Below are 18,659 nucleotides of genomic sequence, written 5' to 3' on the forward strand. Positions count from 1 at the left end.
TACCGGTAAGACGAAAGCCGAGGCGGGACGGATTTTGCGAACTGCAAAAATACCGAAAAGAAAACGGGCGATCGCTACTGCGAAACCTGCACGTTGTTTTGAATCTGGCTGACGCCTGGCTCCAAACGCATCAGCAATTCGGCCATGCGGCGGTCGCGATCACTTGATGCCGTGCCATTGATCACAGCCGTGCGTCCGACCATGTTGATCTGAACATTCTGCAATCCGCGTTGCTGTGGCAGCTGGACGAAACGCTGGTTCGCGTTGGCTTGAACTTGCTGGGTAGGTCGTGCCGTGAAGGTAACTGCCGAACGTAAACGCGTCCGAATCAACGGCTTTGCCGATTGAGAACCTTGACCGAACCCGCCGCCACCAAACAAGCCTCCCAGACCACCAAAGCCTCCAAAACCACCTCCGCCGCCACCAAATGCCGACGTTCCACCGCCGCCCTGAGTCGCTCCTGGCCCGAATCCAGTGGTAGCAGCCGATGTGACGGAATCACCACGCTGGATCTGGTCAAACGCACTCGTGTCCGGGGCGGCACCGATGGTGGCCGTACCAGTCCCGGTGTCACCAGTGGTTTGGTCGCCAGTTGCGCCTTGCTGAGCTTGTGCGGTCAGCGTCCATCCGAGCAACGAAACAGTGACCAGCAAGGCGCGAAAGATTGGGTGATAGTTTTTCATCATTCGTGGCTCTTGCGATTTGATCTACGGTTAAGTGGCAACGTTTTTGCCGGCTTTTTTGAAATGAGCGCGCCAGTTTTTTCCGACAAGCGTGCCTCCTTGAGAAGACGGCATCGAACAAAACGAGAACGCCGTCGACTATTCTAACCAAGTAAATCGGGCAACGTTTCGGGAATGTTAAGGGCAAAGAGCATTCCCTTTGCCAAGATTCGCTAAAGAATGTCGAATACACCGGTTGATCCGTTTTCCATCCCAGCAATCCCATCAAACCAGCCCCCAAAGCTAAATGAAGCCACATTTCCCATCGGTGCGATCCAGCCATGCGTTCACCGCAGCCTTGGCTCTGGCGACCCTAACGACCGTAGGCGGCACCAGCGTTCTGGGACAGGAAAAGGAAGTCAAAGTCGTTCCTGGCGCGCCGCGTTTGCTACCCGAAGACGCTTTTCTGTACGCGAGGTTGGACAACGCAGAAGAGCTGCGATCGGATCTGGCAAATTCATCGATGGGAAAAATGCTGAACGATCCCAAACTGAAACCGCTGGCATCGGACGTCTACAGCACCTTTCGCGACCTCTTTGAACAGATCAGCGACAAAGTCGGCGTCACGCTCGACGAACTTTTAGCGATCCCGCACGGGCAAGTAGCTGCGGCATTGATTCCCGGCCAGATCCCCGAAGACAACGACAACATCCAACAGGCCGACGAATCGGACGATTCCGAACAAGCAATCCAACGTCGCCTCCGACGAAAACGCCGCGAACAAAATTCGTTCGCTGGTGTGTTTATCGTCAATGCGGGCGACAACGTCGACAAACTGCAATCGATCGTCGACAAGCTGGAACGACAGATGGTCGACAACGATGGCTATGTTCGCCGAGTCAAAGAGGTTCAAAAAACCGACGTCGTTCGATTGTTGCCACCACGTACCGGTCGTCCCGAAGTGGAGTACTTTGAGCGAGACGGCACGATCGTTTTTGGAATTGGGCATCGCACCGCGCAAGACGTGCTTGACCATTGGGAAGGCGAAAGCGAATTGCCCTCGCTCGCTGATAGCGCCAACTTCACCTCGGTCATGTCACGCTGCATCGGCGCTGAATCCACTCGACCGCAGCTGACGTTTTATGTTGACCCGTATCACATCGCACAAAAAATCGTCAAACGAAGTGGATCGATGGGCGCCGCGATGGTCTGGCCCATGGTAGAGAGCCTGGGATTCGAGCGCTTCCGCGGTATCGGCGGCAGTTCGTTCCGCGGCGGCGAAGTTTTCGAGGACATTTCGCATCTGCATGTTTTGATCGATCCACCCCGCGATGGGTTGCTGGGTGTATTGAGACCAGACACGGGCGATTCGACGCCGCCAAAATGGATTCCATCGGACGTGACCACCTACACGTCCCTGTACTGGGACATCGATCAGACCTACGAAAACGTCGGCAAGATCATGGACAACTTTCAAGGCGCCGATTCACTGAAACGCTTTGTCGAAGCCCCCACTCAGAAACGGACCGGTGTGGATGTGCAAAAGGAATTGGTTCAAAACTTAACGGGCCGCATCATTCGGACAACTTGGATCGAACCACCAGCACGCATCAACAGCCAAGCGTCCGCCCACGGCCTGGAGCTGGTCGACGCGACGGCTGCGAAAGCCACGATTGCCAAGATGCGAGAAAAGTTTCCCAATGTGATGACCGCCGAAACGATCGGTGGCAGCGTGGTGTATTTCTTTCGCCAAGGTCGTAACCGAGTCCCCGAGGGTTTCCGCAAACCTGAACCCTGCATCATGATTCTTGGAAAGTGGTTGATCCAATCGGACAGTCGAAAACTGATCGAACGAATCACCCGAGCCAACAGCGGCGCCATTTCGGGCTTGGTGACGGTTCCCGACTACGAACTGGTGTCGGCCGAACTAGGTGGCAAACTGGATGGCGAAAAACCATTCATGGTGTCGTTCATGCGTGGGGCGGACTTTCTGCGTCAGTTTTATCAAATCGCAGGCGACGATGGCACGAAAAAGTTCTTGCGTGGTCAAGCCGAAAAGAATCCCAATGTGGGTCGTTTCGCCGACGTGTTGCAACGAAACGATTTTCCGCCGTTCGAGGAGTTCGAGAAGTACTTCGCTCCCAGCGGTGTCTTCGCCTACGATTCACCCGACGGCATTCACTTTGGTTCGTTCACGCTGGTGGCCGACGAAGAGTAGACCTGTCCTGAATCGGCCTGTAGTCGCGGCAAAGCTTTCGCGGAATCATTTCCTGGTTCTGCGAAAGTGTGGCGAACTTACAGTCCTGTTGGCTCAATCCCGGCGGCCATCCGGCTAAATTCGACGGCCAAAGTCGTTCCATTGAGAATCATGTGAACGATCAGCGGCGGAATCATGCTGCCGCTTTGGCGATACAAATAGCCTAGCCCCAGCGAGAGAAAGAACAGCGGAATCGGAGCGGCGCCCTGCCCTAAGTGCATCAGGGCAAAGAACACGCTGGTGACTACGATCGGCCAGTAGGACTGCGGTCGCCACAAACTATCTGTCTCGTATGGCGTCGCAGTCGCATCGCTCGTCGCTGTTGGTGGCTGATACGCGTCAGCCACCCAGCTGTCCGGGCGGTCCTCTGGTGACAGCTGCAGGACCGCCTGACGATCCAATTCATCACCGGGCGCGCCGACGGCTTGGCTGTCAGCAATTTTACTGCCAGCGTGCTGATTGTCAGCGATGCGTTGAAGCCCGCCCTGCAACAGCACGCGAAACATAAACTCTTCTACCGCCGGCACGATCATTGCCGTGCTGACAAACAACATCAGCCACGTCCCAAACACTTTGTTTGCCGCGAGCGTGTCGAGGACAGGATGTTCGTACGGAATCATCATCGACGCGAACATGCTGATCAGCAGCACCGGAGGAATGAACCAGAACGCGCCTTTCAGGCCAAGTTGGACGTCGGCGGAATGCATTTTCAAACCGACGTGCGACAGAGTGCATCCGGAAATCGTGATCAGCCAAATCAGGGTAATCCCCATGGCGATTGCGCCAGCAAACGTATTGATCGCCAGCAGCGGCAACAAATCGGGTGCGTCTTCGGCGGTCGCTTGATCCCCGGGTGCTGCCGTAAGTGGTTCCGCGACTGAATCGACCTCAACGGCAACGGGAGGCTTGACCCAACCGACTTTGTTTGCGGCGTAGCTCAATCCGGCGAACGACAAAATCATCAACCCAAACATCAAGATGAATTCGCCGACGCTCCATCGCGGACTTTCACGCGGCTTCATCGCAACGAGCGGCGGCAACGACGCACCGGACTTAAGTCTGTGAATCAGACGACGCGTCCAAAAGACCAGGCTCCCCAGGACCGCAAAAAGAACAAAGGCGTTGATCCCATAAAAAATTGCTGCGGCCATCAGTCGGCTTTCCTCGGATAAATGATTGGCAGCCGTGGCTGGCGAGTTAGCTTGGAAGAAAATCGATGTGCCGCAAGATTGTATCGCCGATGCCTGGCAAATCTCTTTCGCCAATTGCCCCACTACCATCGCCAACAATCAGCAGCCAGCGGCCTGTGTGACGCCTGGATGTTAAGGCGTCGGATCGGGTACATCCCGAAGGACACGTGCGGCGCGGATGACGTAGTCGTAACCGGAATAGACCGTCAGTACGATCGCGGCCCACAACAGGACATGCGCTGTCGTGGCGAGCCATTCAGGCTGCCCGCCATACATCAGCGACAACAAGACCGCGACGATGGCAACGCACTGCAGCACCATCTTCCACTTGCCAAGCTGGCTGGCCGAAAAATCACCGCCTGATCCCTCCACCATTCCTCGCAGACTGGTCACCAGCAATTCACGAGCGACGACGGCGGTTGCCATCCACGAAGCCACTCCTGACGGGGCGACTTCGACCAGGGCAATGAACGAGCCGCAGACAATGATTTTGTCCACAAACGGGTCAAAGATTCGGCCCAGTTTGGTGACTTGTCCGTATTTGCGAGCCCAATAGCCGTCCATCCAGTCGGTGGACGCGGCAATCACAAACACGATCATCGCTGCCGTGAAATATCGCATCGGAATCAACGCCATCACGGCGATCGCCAGTGCAAACCGCGCAGTGGTCAATGCGTTGGGGACGTTGTAGACGGATGTTGACGGGGTGGTGGCACTCATTGCATACGTCATGGGGATCGCGACAGGGGCAGGTCTTGATTGATTTCGTTTCTCAGTGACAACGAAACAGAGCCTGCACAGTGCGAAATCTTCGGTTTACGCGACTATTTGATTCGGAGGAAAGATCGATGAACGCCTATTCTAGCGGAGCCGCGACCAAGTCGTAGCCGTCTGCGGCGACGATTTCGCATCGCACCATTGATCCGACGCCAACGTCACTACCGGGTTCGATCCCCGAAACGTAAATGACTCCGTCGATATCGGGTGCTTCCGCTCGCGAGCGACCGATCCACACCCCTTCTTGATCCGGTAACGCAGCGTCGATGATCACGTCTTCGGTCGAACCGACTCGCTTGTCGGCCCACTCAAAAGCGATTTTCTGTTGCAGTGCCATCAGCGATTCGTACCGCTGCTGGGCAATTTCGGCTGGGACGCGATTGGGCAGTTTTGCCGCCGGTGTGTCTTCTTCGACCGAGTATGTGAAGACGCCCAAATGTTCGAATCGTTGTTTTTCTGCAAAGTCCATCAGCTGCGCAAAATCATCATCGGTTTCGCCTGGGAACCCGGTGATCATTGTCGTCCGCATCACAAGGTTATCGATCCGGCTACGTAGATTGCCCATGATTTCTTCTTGCAACGAACGCGTCGTCTTGCGAGACATTCGCCGAAGCATTTGGTCGCTGGCATGCTGCAACGGCATGTCAATGTACGGCAAGATACGCTTCGCTCCCGCCAGCGTGTCAATCAATTGATCATCGATGTACATCGGATAAAAATACATCAGCCGAATCCAATCAACGGATTCGATCTTGTCCAGTTCGACCAGCAAATCTGCCAGTCGCGGTTTGCCATAAATGTCTTTTCCGTAGTACGTCGTGTCTTGCGCGACAATGACGATTTCGCGGACGCCGCTGTCGCCCAACCGCTTCGCTTCGTCAATGACCTGCTCCATCGGCTTGCTGTAGTGCTTGCCACGCATTTTTGGGATCGCGCAAAACGTGCACAGCCGATCGCAGCCTTCGCTGATTTTCAGATACGCAAAGTGCCGAGGCGTGACGGCGGTGCGAACGGCATCGGAGAGTGGTTTGACCGCCGCGGGACGGAAAACTTTCTGTTGTTCTTCGACGCCACTTTGGAGACGGTCGATGACCGAAACAATTTCGTTGCGACCAAACACACCGATCATCGCGTCGATTTCCGGGCGAGCTTCCAGCAACTTTCCTTGCTGACGTTCGGCCAAACATCCCGTGACGACCACGTTGCGAATCTTGCCTTGCTTTTTCAAAGCCAGCATCTCATCGATTGCCCCGAGAGATTCCTCACGAGCCGAATCGATAAAACCACAAGTGTTGACGACGACAAAATCGGCCGAGTCGACCGAGTCCACCATCTGGTAACCGTCTTCATCGAGTCGACCGAGCATCTGTTCGGTGTCGACCAAATTCTTGGGGCATCCGAGGCTGACAACGGCATAACGTCCGCGGGCGTTGCTGTCAGGATCCGCCGGAGTGGCTGGCTTGGCGGTAGGCGTGTCGGAGACGACGGGCAGTTGCATGGAAGATATCGGGTCAATATTTGGCGTCATTCCGGCGTCAGTGGCGACGCCAGAACGAACCATTTAAGCGACGAAAGCCATATTTGGCAAACGAGAATCCAAAACAACCGCGGCAATGACGGCTTGGGGCCGTTAGCCCACCGGCAGTCTCGTCCGCTAACTGGAACTTCGCCGCAAAACCGGACGGGCACGTCACGGACGTCGAGCAACTGGCATTTCACGTCAATAACCGCCCCGTCCCGCAGGGCGACATGACCGGGCCGTGATGCCCTAGCGACTCATCGGATGGATCTCGGGATACGCCTCGATCGTGCTGGCAATCGGGTCATAGCCCTCTTGGGTGAACGTGACTTCGTAGGCGCCGTAGCCGCCCGAAGCTCCGGTTCGACGCAACGTCATCGACCAAGAATCTTCGATGGATCCGGTCGATCCAGGTTCGATCGGCAAAACCACGAAATACTTGGGATCGGCTTGCTTGAAGTCCAAGTCTGCAATCGTCGAAGCGTATTCGCCATTTCGCATCGAATGCCGTTCTTGCGAATCCCGCACCGATGTCATGTATTTAAACGCTTCGGATGCTTTGGACCGTTCCACCGACTTCAGAAGTCGTGGCACGCCAAAAGCTGCCAACACACCAATGATGATGACCACGATCGAAAGCTCGACCAAAGAAAAAGCTCGACGAATCGAACGAGTTCTGGATGTCGAGCCCTGACGTCGTGGTAAATGCGTAAGCATCGGATTGGTGTTGTAAGAGAAGAGCCGCCTGCCGTAACGCCCCAGTTAGGCAGGCAAACAAACTTACGTCACTCACAGCGATGATGTCGTGTAAAAACGATGACTTTGCTGATGCCGGTGCTTTATCGATGCCGATGCAAGAAAGCCAAATAACACTTGCAAGGCCTGCATCGATTGCAGAGGTCACAGAGGTCGCTAATTTGCCACAAGCGACTTTGCGACAACCGCTGCGGGAATTCTTGCTATTCGAATGCGGTTTTCGCGAATCGGCAGCTACGACTGGTAGACGAAATCAATCGGTGCATCGATGTCGGCATGCAAACTCTGATGCACGGGGCACTTTCGCGCGGCAGCTTCCAACCGCTTACGCATCTCAGCGTCGTCGACACGTCCAACTGGGACCGTCACGATCGTTTTCAGACTGCCGATGCGCCGGACCGGAGCGGAAATCATTCCCTTGGTGACGTGCACCGTCGTGCCCTTCAGATCCAGTTCGTGGCGTTCGCCAACGAGCCCCAAAATGGTCAGTACACAGGTTCCCAGCGCCGTCGCAACCAAGTCAGTCGGTGAAAATGATTCGCCTTTCCCACCATTGTCCCGAGGAGCGTCGGTCGAAAGCATCGCACCACTTGGGCCATGTTTTGCAACGACACCCAAACTCCCAACGTATTCGCCCGTAATTTCAACAGCCATTCAACTTGCCTTTTGATGGAAATAGTTAACAACGCAGCCGCGCGGTGCTCTCTGCCGTCTGCGCAGGACACTTTGCAGGGTATGCAGCGACTGTTGTAACAAGCCAATGCATCGGCAACGATCACGCCTCTTCTTCGGCCTCTTCTAAACTCTCACGGACTTCTTCGTTTGCAGTCCAGTAGAAAATCGTTCCGATCACGCCCATGACGACTTTCACCAACTCGAATACCAACGCGACCAGCGTGCCTGACGCGACCGTTGGCTCCGCTGGCACCACTTCGTAGAGCTTGTCGATCGTCGCTTCCAAGACTCCAACGCCCGCCGGTGTTAACGGCAGCGCGGACATCAACATCCCGATGGGCACGATTACAAAATGCTCGGCCAGCGTCGGGGGCTCGGCGTACAGACCTTTGGCGACGAAGAACATGCTGATCACCAACATCGACTGCACGCCCAGGCTCATCACGATCGACATCGCGAACGCAAACTTGTGGTGATGAAACATTCGCAGTGGCGGGCCGATTTTGTCGACCAATCCACCGACCAATGGCAACGTGCTCCCCCAGCGAATCAACTGATCGACGATTCGACCACCGAACACCAAAATTACCAACACAACCGTCCCCAAGCCGACCAGCACCGCGGTACCGGTTTTGACTTGGTCCATGTATTCCGCGTCGGTCGGTGCTTTAAGAAACAGCAGAGCCACGGCGACCAAAAGCAGCAACGCGTACAGCCCGGCGCCGCGATCGACTAGGACGGACGCGACTGCTTCGATGCGTTTGCCAGGTCGGCGCCGAGCCAAAAAGATCGCTTTGAAAAGGTCGCCGCCAACGCTTCCGGCCGAGACAAAACTGAGCAAAAAGCAAATCGCCCCCAACCGCTGAGCCTCCAGCATCGTCAGGTCAATTCCCTGGCATCGCACCAACAGACACCAGCGAGCAAACGACAGCGCCATCGCACCAATCGAAACCAGCAAAGCCGCTGCGAGCAGGCCGTAGTTTTTGTCGTGCTCCGCCAGCGCCGCCCACTGGGCTTCGTCGACGTTGGAGACCAGAAAAGCGATGATCCCGACGGGGATCGCAAATTTGACCAACGTCAGCAAGACTCTCTTGCTGCGGCCGGTCTGTTTTGACGAATCCCCGGCGAGCTTTTCAGGCGAATCGCTGGGTGGCGGCTGGTCGTTTTTGGGTGAAGAGCCGGACAATTCGACCTCAAAGCGGCCCGGGAGGACGGCAATCGGGGGGACAAGACGATGGCAGAATGCGGCCCGCAGAATACTTGTCCCCGGCGGCTCGTAGAAGGACGAACGGGAACTCCACGCGGCCTCTTCTGACGAAAAACAGCCCCCGGCGTTGGATTTTGGCGATTGTTTGGTGTTGGGAGGCCGTCGGGTGGCGCCGTTGATTTCCCGCAGATTTGCTGCAACAGAACTTGCAAATCACCTTGTCAAAACGCAAGCAAACCTCTATTTTGCGAGGCTTGATTTAAAACAATTCCTGCAACCAGAACAGTTCTGATAGAGTTTTTTGCCATGACAATGGACCAAAGCCTCAAGGTGAAAGCCGGCGCCATCCGCTCGCGTAACGTGCTGACACGCGCTGAACGTGTCGCTCGACTTAAAGAGTTGGACAAGTTCGACGAGGACAATTCGATCGTCGGAATGCCCAAAGTGCGCGTCCAAAAGGTCTCGCTAAAAAAGAAGAAGAAGGTCAAAAAGGCCGACGACGAGAAGTAGGTTCCATCAGCCTTGTGAATGCTCGCGTCGCTCTCGCGGTTATCACAGCGGCTGTCAAATTCAACGCAGACGGTTTCGACCGAAGCAGTGTGATAGGCAGCTCGCCCATCACCTAGCTGTCGCTACATCGCGGGCTCACGCTCGGTGCAAAGCCGGCTGGGCTCAAATCCGATGAGGCGGAACCTGGAACCAGTTGAATAGAAAATTTTCCGTCGACCACGATCTGCTTCGCTTGCACATTGATCTGTGCGAACGAGCACACCATCTAGCCGGTCACGTTGTGATGTTTTCGGAACATCGAACGTTCGATCGGCTTTTTTTTGCAGATTGGCCTGCCTGTGAATACGGCAGTTACGATCCAATAGCGACTCCAGAAGACTTAAGCGAAGTTCCCGAAGGATTTATCCGATGGCAGATTCTGTTTGCGAAGAAACCAGCAACGAGTCACAACCGGCTGAGAACGCTGTGTCCGACGAGCAACTTTCGACGGAACTGCCAACCGAAGGAATCGACCCACAAAGGTTGCCACGGCCCGAGGAAACACAACCGCTTCGCGTGATGTGGGAATATGTCGCCGTACTGTCGTCGGTCCACGTCGTTGCGCTACTGGCATTTTTGCCGTGGACGTTCTCGTGGCTGTTCACTTGGTCCGGAGTGGCTTTCGCGATCTTGGGACACTTCGTTTTTGGAATGATGGGCGTCACCATTGGCTACCATCGCCTCCTAACACACCGTGGGTTCACCGCACCAAAATGGCTGGAACACACGCTGGCGACTTTGGGCATGTGCAATCTGCAAGACAGCCCCGCTCGTTGGGTTGCCATCCATCGCATGCACCACCAACACAGCGATCATCAACCGGATCCGCATTCGCCACTGGTTAGCTTTCTGTGGGGACACATGGGCTGGGTGGTTTGCCGGCACAAGGATTTGGATCGCACCAGCCACTACGAACGATACGTGCGAGACCTGCTTCGTGATCCGTTCTATCTAAAGCTAGAGCGACGCGGCGGCTGGTTCTTTGTTTTCTTGGGCCACTCAATTTTGATCACCACCGTTGGCGCCATCGTGGGCTACTTCGCCGCCGGCGAACCGCTTCGATACGCCGCTAGCTGGACCGTCTGGGCTGTCGCGGTTCGCACCGTGTTCGTCCTGCACGGCACCTGGGCCGTCAACTCACTCTCCCACGTGTTCGGCTACCGCAATTACAAAACACGTGACGAAAGCACCAACAATTGGCTTGTCGCACTGTGGAGTCACGGCGAAGGTTGGCACAACAATCATCACGCCGAACCGCGTGCGGCTGCTCACGGCCACAAGTGGTGGGAATTTGATATGTCGTGGCGGATCATTCAATTCATGGAAATGATTGGATTGGCCAAGAACGTGGTACGCCCCAAGGCTTTCAAAGCTCCTGAGTAAAAACGCTTCCGGCTACCGCAGGCAGCCATCCAGCTGATCAATCTCGCTTCTTGATACCACCCGTTGTCGCTTGAGAGACACCGCATGAAACGACTGACAGCCTGGATGCATCGAACGCTAGGACTGACGCTCTTTCTGTCGCTGCTCGCATTACCGCAGCGCCCTGTCAACGCGGACGAACCAGCCAACTCGGTTGCGCCGGCTTCATCGAACAAAACAGACGAACAGCGGTCACTCAATGTCCTGTTCATCGGCAATAGCTACACCGCTCGGCACAACTTGGCCGATGTTGTCAAAGCGATGGCTCAGGCAGGCCAGCCAGGACTGACCTTCAACTACTCCGCTGTCATCTACGGTGGACGCACGCTGGCTGATCATTGGCGGCTGGGAACTCAGAACATGGTGACGGCGCATTCTTTGACTCGAGAAACCGAATCCGCAACCATCAAGAACTTGGAGCTCGCGGTCGCGGCCGACAGCAGCGACAAATACGCCAAAGCTGCGTTGAAGAAGCACCTCGCGTTTCAAACAGAATTCGAAGCGAACCGTACGAACTGGGACATCGTCGTCCTGCAATCCTATCGCGACGATCAGGGGGGAGCGGATTCCAAGTACGCGCAATTCGTCCCCAAGTTTGCGAAACTCGCCAAGGATCAGGGTGCTCGGGTCGTGCTGTATGTCACGACACCGACGACGCAAAACGCGGCTCCTTTGACGGACAAACCGGACCGCCACGGTGTCACTGAACTGTGTCACGAAATCGCTTCACTGGCCAAATCCGTCGACGCCGCGGTCGCGCCGATGCCGCTAGTCGGTTTGAATTGCCAAACACAGCGGCCAGATCTGACACTTCGCTACGTCAACGATGCTCATCTGAATAAAACGATGGCCTACCTGACCGCGTGTACCCTGTACGCAGCGATCTTCGACGCCAGCCCGGTCGGATTGCCGATCGATTCGATCACCGACATTCGGTATTTCCAAGACGACAAGAACAACAAGCGTTTGGATCGCGACGGCCAGCCGATCACAAAGACCTTTTCAGATTCGGACCGCGTTGATCTGCAACGGATCGCCTGGGAAAGCCACCAAGAGTTTCAGCGGATCCGGTGATCAACCTGACACGCCTGGTTGAAAACTTGACGCGTGTCGTCGAACGCCTCGGATGCGGCTCCCCCAGTTGAGAACCTACGGGTTTTGCCGGTTCTTGCACCACTTCGTGATACGGCTCTACCCAGGGCTTCCCGGCTCGATATCCTGTTATCAGGTGCTTTTGCGTGATAATTGATTCGGAGAAACGTGACGTGCAAAATATGAAGTCAGAATACGACTGTGTGGTAATCGGCGCTGGACCAGGCGGCGGTGCTGCCGCCGCGACGGTCGCCCAAGCCGGCTTGTCGACGTTGCTAGTCGAACGCGAAAGCGTGCCGCGGTTTCATGTCGGCGAATCGCTCATGCCCGAAACCTACTGGCCTCTGCAGCGACTTGGGCTGACTGATCGCATTCGCAATGCTGGATGGCAGACCAAGAAGAGCGTCCAATTTGTCAGCCACCGAGGAACCGAATCGGCGCCGTTCTTTTTCTCGCAGCACGATGAACGCGAATGCGCCAATACGTGGCAAGTCGAACGTAGCGAGTTTGACAAAATGCTGTTCGATCGCGCAGCAGAGTGCGGCGCGGATTGTGTCGACCGCACACGCCTGCTTGACGTGCGGTTTGACGCAAACAACAAAGCGACCGGAGTAGTCGTACGCGGCGAAGACGACCAGCAACACGAAATCGATTGCAAAGTCGTGGTCGACGCGAGCGGACAACAGTCCTTTATCTCGAACAAACTGGGACTGAAGGAAATCAACCCCGACTTGAAAAAGGCGGCGATCTGGGGCTACTACCGCGACGCCGTTCGTGGCGAAGGTGACAATGATGGCGCGACCATCATCATGAACACTGCCAGCCGCAAATCTTGGTTTTGGTTCATTCCGATGTCGCGTGGGATCACCAGCATTGGCTGCGTCGCGGACAATGATTTTTTACTGAAAGGTCGCGGCACACCCCAAGAAACCTACGACGAAGAATTGGCGCAGTGCCCAGGACTGACACCGCGGTTGATGAATGCGACTCGCTTGGGCGATCTGAAAACGGCCAAAGAGTTTTCGTACCGATCCACGCAGCCATCGGGTGACGGCTGGGTGCTGGTGGGTGACGCCTATGGCTTTATCGACCCGGTCTACTCATCGGGCGTGTACTTCGCGCTGGAGATGGGTGTGCGAGCTGGCGATGCAATCGTCGAAGGTTTTGAAAAGAGTGATCTCAGCGGTCAGCAGCTTGGATCCTGGGCAGAATCCTTTAACACCGGAGCGCAGTGGGTCCGCAAATTGGTGGGAGCGTTTTACACCAATGGATTCAGCATTGGTCGATTCATGAAAGAGCACCCCGAACACCGCGGATGCCTGACCGACATCTTGATTGGTCGCATTTTCACCGACGACGCCAAGCAAATGTTCGTGGACATGGATGCGAGTATCGCGCGTGCCAAAATGGAAGCGATGTAAGCGTCCGCCTCGTTTGCTTTCCGCGGCTTTCGCAGCCGATTTTGCCGCATTCGATCAATGCGGCTGGTGCTCGAAATGTACGTTTCAAACGTGGTGTGAAAATCGATTCGGAGCATGCCGCCCAACCTTCAAATTCTACCTGACACAGGTTTGGCAACTCCCAACGTCTTCACCAGCTTCGTCCGCAGTTCTGATATAAAAGGTATTCCGTCTAGACAGCAACGTTTCATCGAGCGAAAACAGAACGAGGCAGGTTGATTTGAATCGTTTCCGCTGGTGTCTGTTGCTTGCCGCGATCCCAATTGTGCTGTTGGCACAACTAGCACTCAGCTATCGGTCGTTGTCCGTTCAAGGCTTTGTTGATCGACCTGATGGCAGCGGCGCAGCGATTCTCCAGCATAATCCCGCCCAAGGGGTCGAAGTAATCGCGTGGGATCCCGGGATTACCAACCTGCGTACTATTTTCAACCATCGGGACCGCGGACTCGTCAAGCGAACTCTGATTGCGTCGAATCCCTCTGGCGAGCAAATTGTCGTGACACGGCGCCAACATTTGGTTTGCATCGAACCCCAGACGGGCAAAGTGCTGTGGACGACCGAGCAAGCTAAAACAGCGCTGGCCCCAAGCCGCATCGATTTCATCAACGGCGGGCGTCACCTGGTTGTCACCCAAGACTTCTCGCGATCGGAAAGTAGTTCGATAGCGATTCTGGACGCTGAGAGCGGAAAGGCCGTTCAGAGAACCGCCATTTACAACGTCGCGAGGTATCTGGCCAGCAAGAACCGGGTGGCAATTCAGTTTAGCCGACAGCACGAGCGGTTCAGCGAATGGGATCTGATTGAATTGGCGGGGGATCAAATGAAGCTGATCAAGTCACCTGCGTTTGCCCCGCGTGAGATGTTGCCAAACTCATTGACGGTCGATTTAGATGTGTCCGTCGGCGGCAGTTATTCCGAACGCCTGGACTACATCGACCGCATGAAAAGTCAGCATCAATCCAAAGTGCGACTGCGGCCCGCAACGTTGTTTCAACCGGCCAGGATCGAAATCGTTTCCAATCAAAAAAACAAAACCGTTCGCCTGCAGTCGCTTGGTTTTGGCGAGTCCATCACTGCGCTGGGCCTCGCATCCCTTGCGGCCGCGATTTGGTCCTTGCTCTTCGTGAAAAATGGAGCCAAAAGCAAACAGCACTCGCGTCTGATCGGCCATGCGATCGTCGTATTGATTTTGATGGCCGTGGTGACTTGGCCGATGACTGTCCCGGGATGGACCGAAAGCCAAAACGCGCGGCAACCCGCTTTCATCTTGCGGGCGGCTCCCATTTTTTTCCAGAGCGTGCTGCCGTCACTCTTATCAGCGACCGCGTTGTCATTCGGATTGGCTGGAATCTTATCGCAGCGAAGACCGTTCTATCTGTGGAGCATTTTCTTCGCAGCGTGCGCGATGCCGTTCCTGCTGCCCGTGATTGGCATCTGCGTGGCAGTGTTAAGCATGGGCTACCGCTTTCGTCGACCCAACAGATCGCTTGGCAATCGAAAAGTTGATCGCATCGATTCTGACGCTTTATCGCAACCTAGCTGCAACGCCCCAAATTCATCACCGGCAATCGATCGGCAAAACTTTCGATTCGGCATTTTGGAAATGATGTTGATCACCGCAGGTGTTGCGATCTTCATCGCCATCGGGCACCCAGGTCGATTCCTGATTGCTCACGGTTGCCTTTTGGCGGGCCTGTTAGCCCTCTCCGTTTTGCTGACCAGCCGATCGACTAGGTCAATGACTTTTTGCGTAAGCGTCATGTTTGTGGCATTTTTGGGCGGTGGACACCATCTTTGGAATGGATCGGCAACCACCGTCTTTGTGTTCGCGATTCCCATGCTGACATCACTTGCGGCACTGCAAGGCTATCGCCTGAGAGCAACCCGTCACCCAAACAAGATCGTTCCCGCGAGCTAGCGTTTGCTGCTTTCTCCGGACGTACCGACAGCAATGCGCCCAGCACGTTTACGGCTAAGTGCCATAGCGAACCAGCCATCACGCAGTTCCAGCTGGCTGATTTCGGCATCTGCCAATGACTCGCTCCTCGCGAACGCTTCGCTCGTCAGCGGGATGCTGTGGTTGGGCGAAAAGACCTTGTTGAACACGGCTCGAATCGGCAGACGCTGACGCATCGCCATTCCCGGCCCACTGATACTCAAGTGCCCATCACGGACCAGCGAAACACGCAGTCCATCGATCTGAGCACGGTAACCGGCACGCACGATGAATCGTCGCAGCGACGCTCCCTTTTGACGACTGAGTTCAACGACTCGCATCGTGATCCACAAGAGTCCGTCCTCCAATTCGACAGTAATCGGGCGTGTCTTTGCGAATTGAATCATGACGTCGTTGGGGATGTCCTCTGGTAGCGCGAACTGTTCACGCCCGAGTACTTTCATCGTGTTGTCAAACGCCGCTTGAATCGTGATGGGTTCGCCCAAAGGCACCACCTGTTCCAGCGTGTTGTTCATGGCTGATTGATTGATCTGCACGCTGATGAGCGAATCATTGGGAGCGCGCGGACGCGGCGTCGACGCGCCGATTTGCCAGTCACCGGCCAAGCGGTATCGAGCAATCAAACGCTGGTCTGTGGTTTGCATGTCCATCACTTGAGGCTGCAATTTCAACGAATTGAGCGGCCCCATTACCACGTCGTTCAAACGTGCCGACGCTTTCGCGACCTTTGCTTCCAATCGCTCGTCGATTCCATCACCAATTTGTTTTGTCATACGACGATTGGCAATTCCCGACGTCAGCCCTGATCGTTGTTTGTATTTCGCGGCAATAATTGATCTCGCCAAGTCGCCCAACAATGGCCAGTTGTCGTACTGCGAGTTGACATCACGCAACCTTGTTCGGCCGCTGACGTCGATCTGCGATTGCCCCAATTGAGCGCCTTCAGGGGTAATCTCGATCGGAGTTGAACCAATAAAACTGGAGTCCCCTCGAGTCCTGATGGCGGCTTGACCTCGTTGACCGACACTGTGTGTCCTGACATTGCCGATCGCTTGCAACGTAAATGCCCAACTGTCACGTGAAGGTCGCAGCTCCAAGTCGAGCTCACTGTTCACATGGCTGATTCCTTTGACTCGGCTGCCCATGATGTTCGTGCGAACAGGCACGGTGGTGGGCGCCACATCAGGGATCAATCGCGTCAGCATCTCTTGACTAACCGCCGTGCGAATATTTGCGTTGCGGTAGCAAGCGTCGATCGACTTGGCGACACGAAGTGTTCCTTCATGATTAGAAGAACGCAGCGATTGCGCAGTGCCTGCGATATCGATGGCCGCCAAATCAACGGCATCGGACTCTTGACGTTCAATTTGATTTAGCAGAGCCGCGTAATCGACGGGAGTCCGTGTCCAGGGTTGCAGTGCCGACACCAAATATTGAACCGAATCACGCTGAAGCCACTGACTCTGCTGAGTGCCCAATCCATGCCAGCGAGTTCGAGACAAAACGCGCTGCGCTGTGAGTTGACGTTGATTGACCTTTTGTCCGGTCGCCGAATCTACGATTTCATCAAGTAGGAGATAGCTGCTCCAGCCTGCCGCGTCGCCGGTTTCGGTCATCTCCGACTTCAGTTCCTGAACCAGCGATTCAACGGCTGCTCCATTGTCAGCCTCCGTTGGCGTGGTAGTCAGCGGCTGTTTGTTTGAAACGACAGCCCAGATGGGCTCCCAAACACTCGTTCGGCGATAAATCGCGTGAGACGCTTGCAACCAATCGATTTGCATCTCTCGGTTGTTCAATCGCTCCGCTTGGTGAAACCCCTGCAAGGCCAGCGACTTCAACTCCTCAATAAGACGGCCGGCTTCTGGTTCGCCAAGACGTGGCAACCTTCGCAGGTCGGACATTGTCGATTGCACTCGCGCGGCCCAAAGATTTGTGGCCTCTGATACTTCGGAAGATTCATCGCCGCTTGCTTTCGTCAGTCGTTGCAGCTGATCCTCCAAACGCGGCGTCAGTGGCCACGTGCTTGGATTGCCAGAGACTCCGAACTGGTTGTTCGACACTGGTTCACGTAAAAGCGCCCGATCTGCATCGACAGAGCGACCTGAGATTTCTGGTTGTGGTTTCTGGCTTCGCGTCGTGTTACGCGGAATCACTTTTGCCAAGTTGGCGATCGACTGAGGCATCACCGACGCGTCAGGCTTGATGCTTTGCAAAGGCTGACGCTCAACATTCAGATTCGGCTGATCATTGGTTGATTTGAAAACGCGTTCTTCTTTGGGAACTGCTGCTGCAATCGAATTGGGCTCCGTCGCCGTTTTCGACTTGTACAATGGTTCGGTTGATCGCGGCGAATTGGCTTGAACCAGCGGTTCCGATTGGAATGGATTCTGGCGCAGCAAGTTTGTGCCAATCGGCTGAACGACCGCTTCGGGTTCAGACGAAGGTCGCTCGGGCCCCACAAAGTCGCCCGCGAGCCGATCGCCGGAAAGCTCACTAAGCGTCGATTTGTCATTTTGAGCCGGCTGAAGCAACAACGAGGAACCGGCTTCGCTGTCCGACGCGGCAACTTTGTCCGAAAGACTCTCTTTGTCCGAACGAGTCGCTGCGTACAGATCGACGGCATCCCTCAGAGCTGCTTGCGGAGAATGCTTCGTCGGACGTGAAAGGACCTCGGCAACTCGCTCCGGCAATCGCATGGCTTGGCCGCCGCGTTCGATTCGGTCAGCGATCGCAGTGTTAGCTAGCGGCGACGGCAGCCGGCTGTAGAGGATTTCCGAAGCAACCTGATGGCCCGGGCCAGACGACACCGGAGCAGCCGACGCCTCTAAGGGCGCGAGCGGCTTGGTTTCGGCTTCGACCGAGTAAGCAAATTTTTGCCATTCGGCTCTGGCGTCATCGAAGACGGAACTCCAAGAGCCTCCGTCCATCGGTGAGATGAGCGAGATCAAGATTATCAGAGCCGAAGTAAATGCGGGCCAAAAGAGGAGGGCGCGCCGAACGTCGTTCATACCAGTTTGCTTCCATGCGAAGAGGTGATGGGGCAGCCTTCGCGCGGTTAGCGCACAAAGGCTACTCTCAGAATCGGCGTCTCAGCTAAAATCATCCAGTGGTGGTTCCCGCAACCCAGGGAAAGTTG

At 55.4% G+C, this 18,659-nt stretch carries 14 protein-coding genes; 6 read left to right on the forward strand and 8 right to left on the reverse strand.

Annotation, left to right across the window (positions count from 1 at the left end; all coding sequences use genetic code 11):
• Positions 1–74: 74 nt before the first annotated feature.
• Positions 75–686: a BON domain-containing protein gene (locus tag K239x_RS28845; protein WP_419189172.1), complete on the reverse strand. Its 612-nt coding sequence runs from the start codon at positions 684–686 to the stop codon at positions 75–77.
• A 283-nt stretch (positions 687–969) separates the two neighbouring features.
• Here K239x_RS28845 and K239x_RS19425 point away from each other — a divergent pair, with 283 nt between their 5' ends.
• Positions 970–2,880 carry a DUF3352 domain-containing protein gene (locus K239x_RS19425; protein ID WP_145419840.1) on the forward strand — a complete coding sequence of 637 codons (1,911 nt, stop codon included), beginning with the start codon at positions 970–972 and terminating at the stop codon, positions 2,878–2,880.
• A gap of 77 nt (positions 2,881–2,957) precedes the next feature.
• Here the strand turns inward: K239x_RS19425 and K239x_RS19430 are convergent, their stop codons facing one another.
• The 6 genes from K239x_RS19430 to K239x_RS19455 all read right to left on the reverse strand — a co-directional run bounded on the left by K239x_RS19430 (position 2,958) and on the right by K239x_RS19455 (position 9,022).
• Positions 2,958–4,070, reverse strand: a complete 1,113-nt coding sequence (locus tag K239x_RS19430; protein WP_419189173.1) for a CPBP family intramembrane glutamic endopeptidase — start codon at positions 4,068–4,070, stop codon at positions 2,958–2,960.
• Between the two features lie 171 nt (positions 4,071–4,241).
• Positions 4,242–4,829 (reverse strand): CDP-diacylglycerol--glycerol-3-phosphate 3-phosphatidyltransferase, encoded by a 588-nt coding sequence (pgsA, locus tag K239x_RS19435; RefSeq protein WP_145419842.1) that lies wholly within the window; start codon positions 4,827–4,829, stop codon positions 4,242–4,244.
• 136 nt (positions 4,830–4,965) lie between these two features.
• Positions 4,966–6,384, reverse strand: a complete 1,419-nt coding sequence (gene rimO, locus K239x_RS19440) for a 30S ribosomal protein S12 methylthiotransferase RimO (RefSeq protein WP_145419843.1) — start codon at positions 6,382–6,384, stop codon at positions 4,966–4,968.
• Positions 6,385–6,654: 270 nt separating this feature from the next.
• Positions 6,655–7,122 carry a type IV pilin protein gene (locus K239x_RS19445; protein WP_145419844.1) on the reverse strand — a complete coding sequence of 156 codons (468 nt, stop codon included), beginning with the start codon at positions 7,120–7,122 and terminating at the stop codon, positions 6,655–6,657.
• Positions 7,123–7,395: 273 nt separating this feature from the next.
• On the reverse strand, positions 7,396–7,815 hold the full coding sequence (locus K239x_RS19450) for an OsmC family protein (protein WP_145419845.1): 420 nt from the start codon (positions 7,813–7,815) through the stop codon (positions 7,396–7,398).
• A 121-nt stretch (positions 7,816–7,936) separates the two neighbouring features.
• The gene (locus tag K239x_RS19455; protein WP_145419846.1) at positions 7,937–9,022 is read right to left on the reverse strand and encodes a lysylphosphatidylglycerol synthase transmembrane domain-containing protein; all 1,086 of its coding nucleotides are present in this window, start codon (positions 9,020–9,022) and stop codon (positions 7,937–7,939) included.
• Positions 9,023–9,349: 327 nt separating this feature from the next.
• On the opposite strand from K239x_RS19455, the gene K239x_RS19460 reads away from it, so the two are divergent.
• The 5 genes from K239x_RS19460 (at position 9,350) to K239x_RS19480 (ending at position 15,484) form a co-directional block, all read left to right on the forward strand.
• Positions 9,350–9,553, forward strand: a complete 204-nt coding sequence (locus K239x_RS19460; protein WP_145419847.1) for a small basic protein — start codon at positions 9,350–9,352, stop codon at positions 9,551–9,553.
• A gap of 408 nt (positions 9,554–9,961) precedes the next feature.
• A complete protein-coding gene (locus tag K239x_RS19465) occupies positions 9,962–10,975 on the forward strand; it encodes an acyl-CoA desaturase (RefSeq protein ID WP_145419848.1) in 1,014 nt (337 codons plus the stop codon).
• An 84-nt stretch (positions 10,976–11,059) separates the two neighbouring features.
• Complete coding sequence (locus K239x_RS19470; protein WP_145419849.1) at positions 11,060–12,088, forward strand: hypothetical protein; 1,029 nt, start codon at positions 11,060–11,062, stop codon at positions 12,086–12,088.
• Between the two features lie 200 nt (positions 12,089–12,288).
• On the forward strand, positions 12,289–13,527 hold the full coding sequence (locus tag K239x_RS19475) for an NAD(P)/FAD-dependent oxidoreductase (protein ID WP_145419850.1): 1,239 nt from the start codon (positions 12,289–12,291) through the stop codon (positions 13,525–13,527).
• 259 nt (positions 13,528–13,786) lie between these two features.
• Entirely contained in the window at positions 13,787–15,484 is a 1,698-nt protein-coding gene (locus tag K239x_RS19480) for a PQQ-binding-like beta-propeller repeat protein (RefSeq protein ID WP_145419851.1), read from the forward strand.
• Here the strand turns inward: K239x_RS19480 and K239x_RS19485 are convergent.
• Positions 15,481–18,531 (reverse strand): hypothetical protein, encoded by a 3,051-nt coding sequence (locus tag K239x_RS19485; RefSeq protein WP_145419852.1) that lies wholly within the window; start codon positions 18,529–18,531, stop codon positions 15,481–15,483. The two genes, K239x_RS19480 and K239x_RS19485, sit on opposite strands and share 4 nt — an antisense overlap.
• Positions 18,532–18,659 lie beyond the last annotated feature (128 nt).

The organism is Stieleria marina, assembly GCA_007741555.1.
Classification (GTDB): domain Bacteria; phylum Planctomycetota; class Planctomycetia; order Pirellulales; family Pirellulaceae; genus K23-9.

Bases quoted from the DNA above. Each gene is read 5' to 3' on its own strand.
- K239x_RS28845 (WP_419189172.1), bottom strand. From the start codon at position 686: ATGATGAAAAACTATCACCCAATCTTTCGCGCCTTGCTGGTCACTGTT.
- K239x_RS19425 (WP_145419840.1), top strand. From the start codon at position 970: ATGAAGCCACATTTCCCATCGGTGCGATCCAGCCATGCGTTCACCGCA.
- K239x_RS19430 (WP_419189173.1), bottom strand. From the start codon at position 4,070: ATGGCCGCAGCAATTTTTTATGGGATCAACGCCTTTGTTCTTTTTGCG.
- pgsA (WP_145419842.1), bottom strand. From the start codon at position 4,829: ATGAGTGCCACCACCCCGTCAACATCCGTCTACAACGTCCCCAACGCA.
- rimO (WP_145419843.1), bottom strand. From the start codon at position 6,384: ATGCAACTGCCCGTCGTCTCCGACACGCCTACCGCCAAGCCAGCCACT.
- K239x_RS19445 (WP_145419844.1), bottom strand. From the start codon at position 7,122: ATGCTTACGCATTTACCACGACGTCAGGGCTCGACATCCAGAACTCGT.
- K239x_RS19450 (WP_145419845.1), bottom strand. From the start codon at position 7,815: ATGGCTGTTGAAATTACGGGCGAATACGTTGGGAGTTTGGGTGTCGTT.
- K239x_RS19460 (WP_145419847.1), top strand. From the start codon at position 9,350: ATGACAATGGACCAAAGCCTCAAGGTGAAAGCCGGCGCCATCCGCTCG.
- K239x_RS19465 (WP_145419848.1), top strand. From the start codon at position 9,962: ATGGCAGATTCTGTTTGCGAAGAAACCAGCAACGAGTCACAACCGGCT.
- K239x_RS19470 (WP_145419849.1), top strand. From the start codon at position 11,060: ATGAAACGACTGACAGCCTGGATGCATCGAACGCTAGGACTGACGCTC.
- K239x_RS19475 (WP_145419850.1), top strand. From the start codon at position 12,289: ATGAAGTCAGAATACGACTGTGTGGTAATCGGCGCTGGACCAGGCGGC.
- K239x_RS19485 (WP_145419852.1), bottom strand. From the start codon at position 18,531: ATGAACGACGTTCGGCGCGCCCTCCTCTTTTGGCCCGCATTTACTTCG.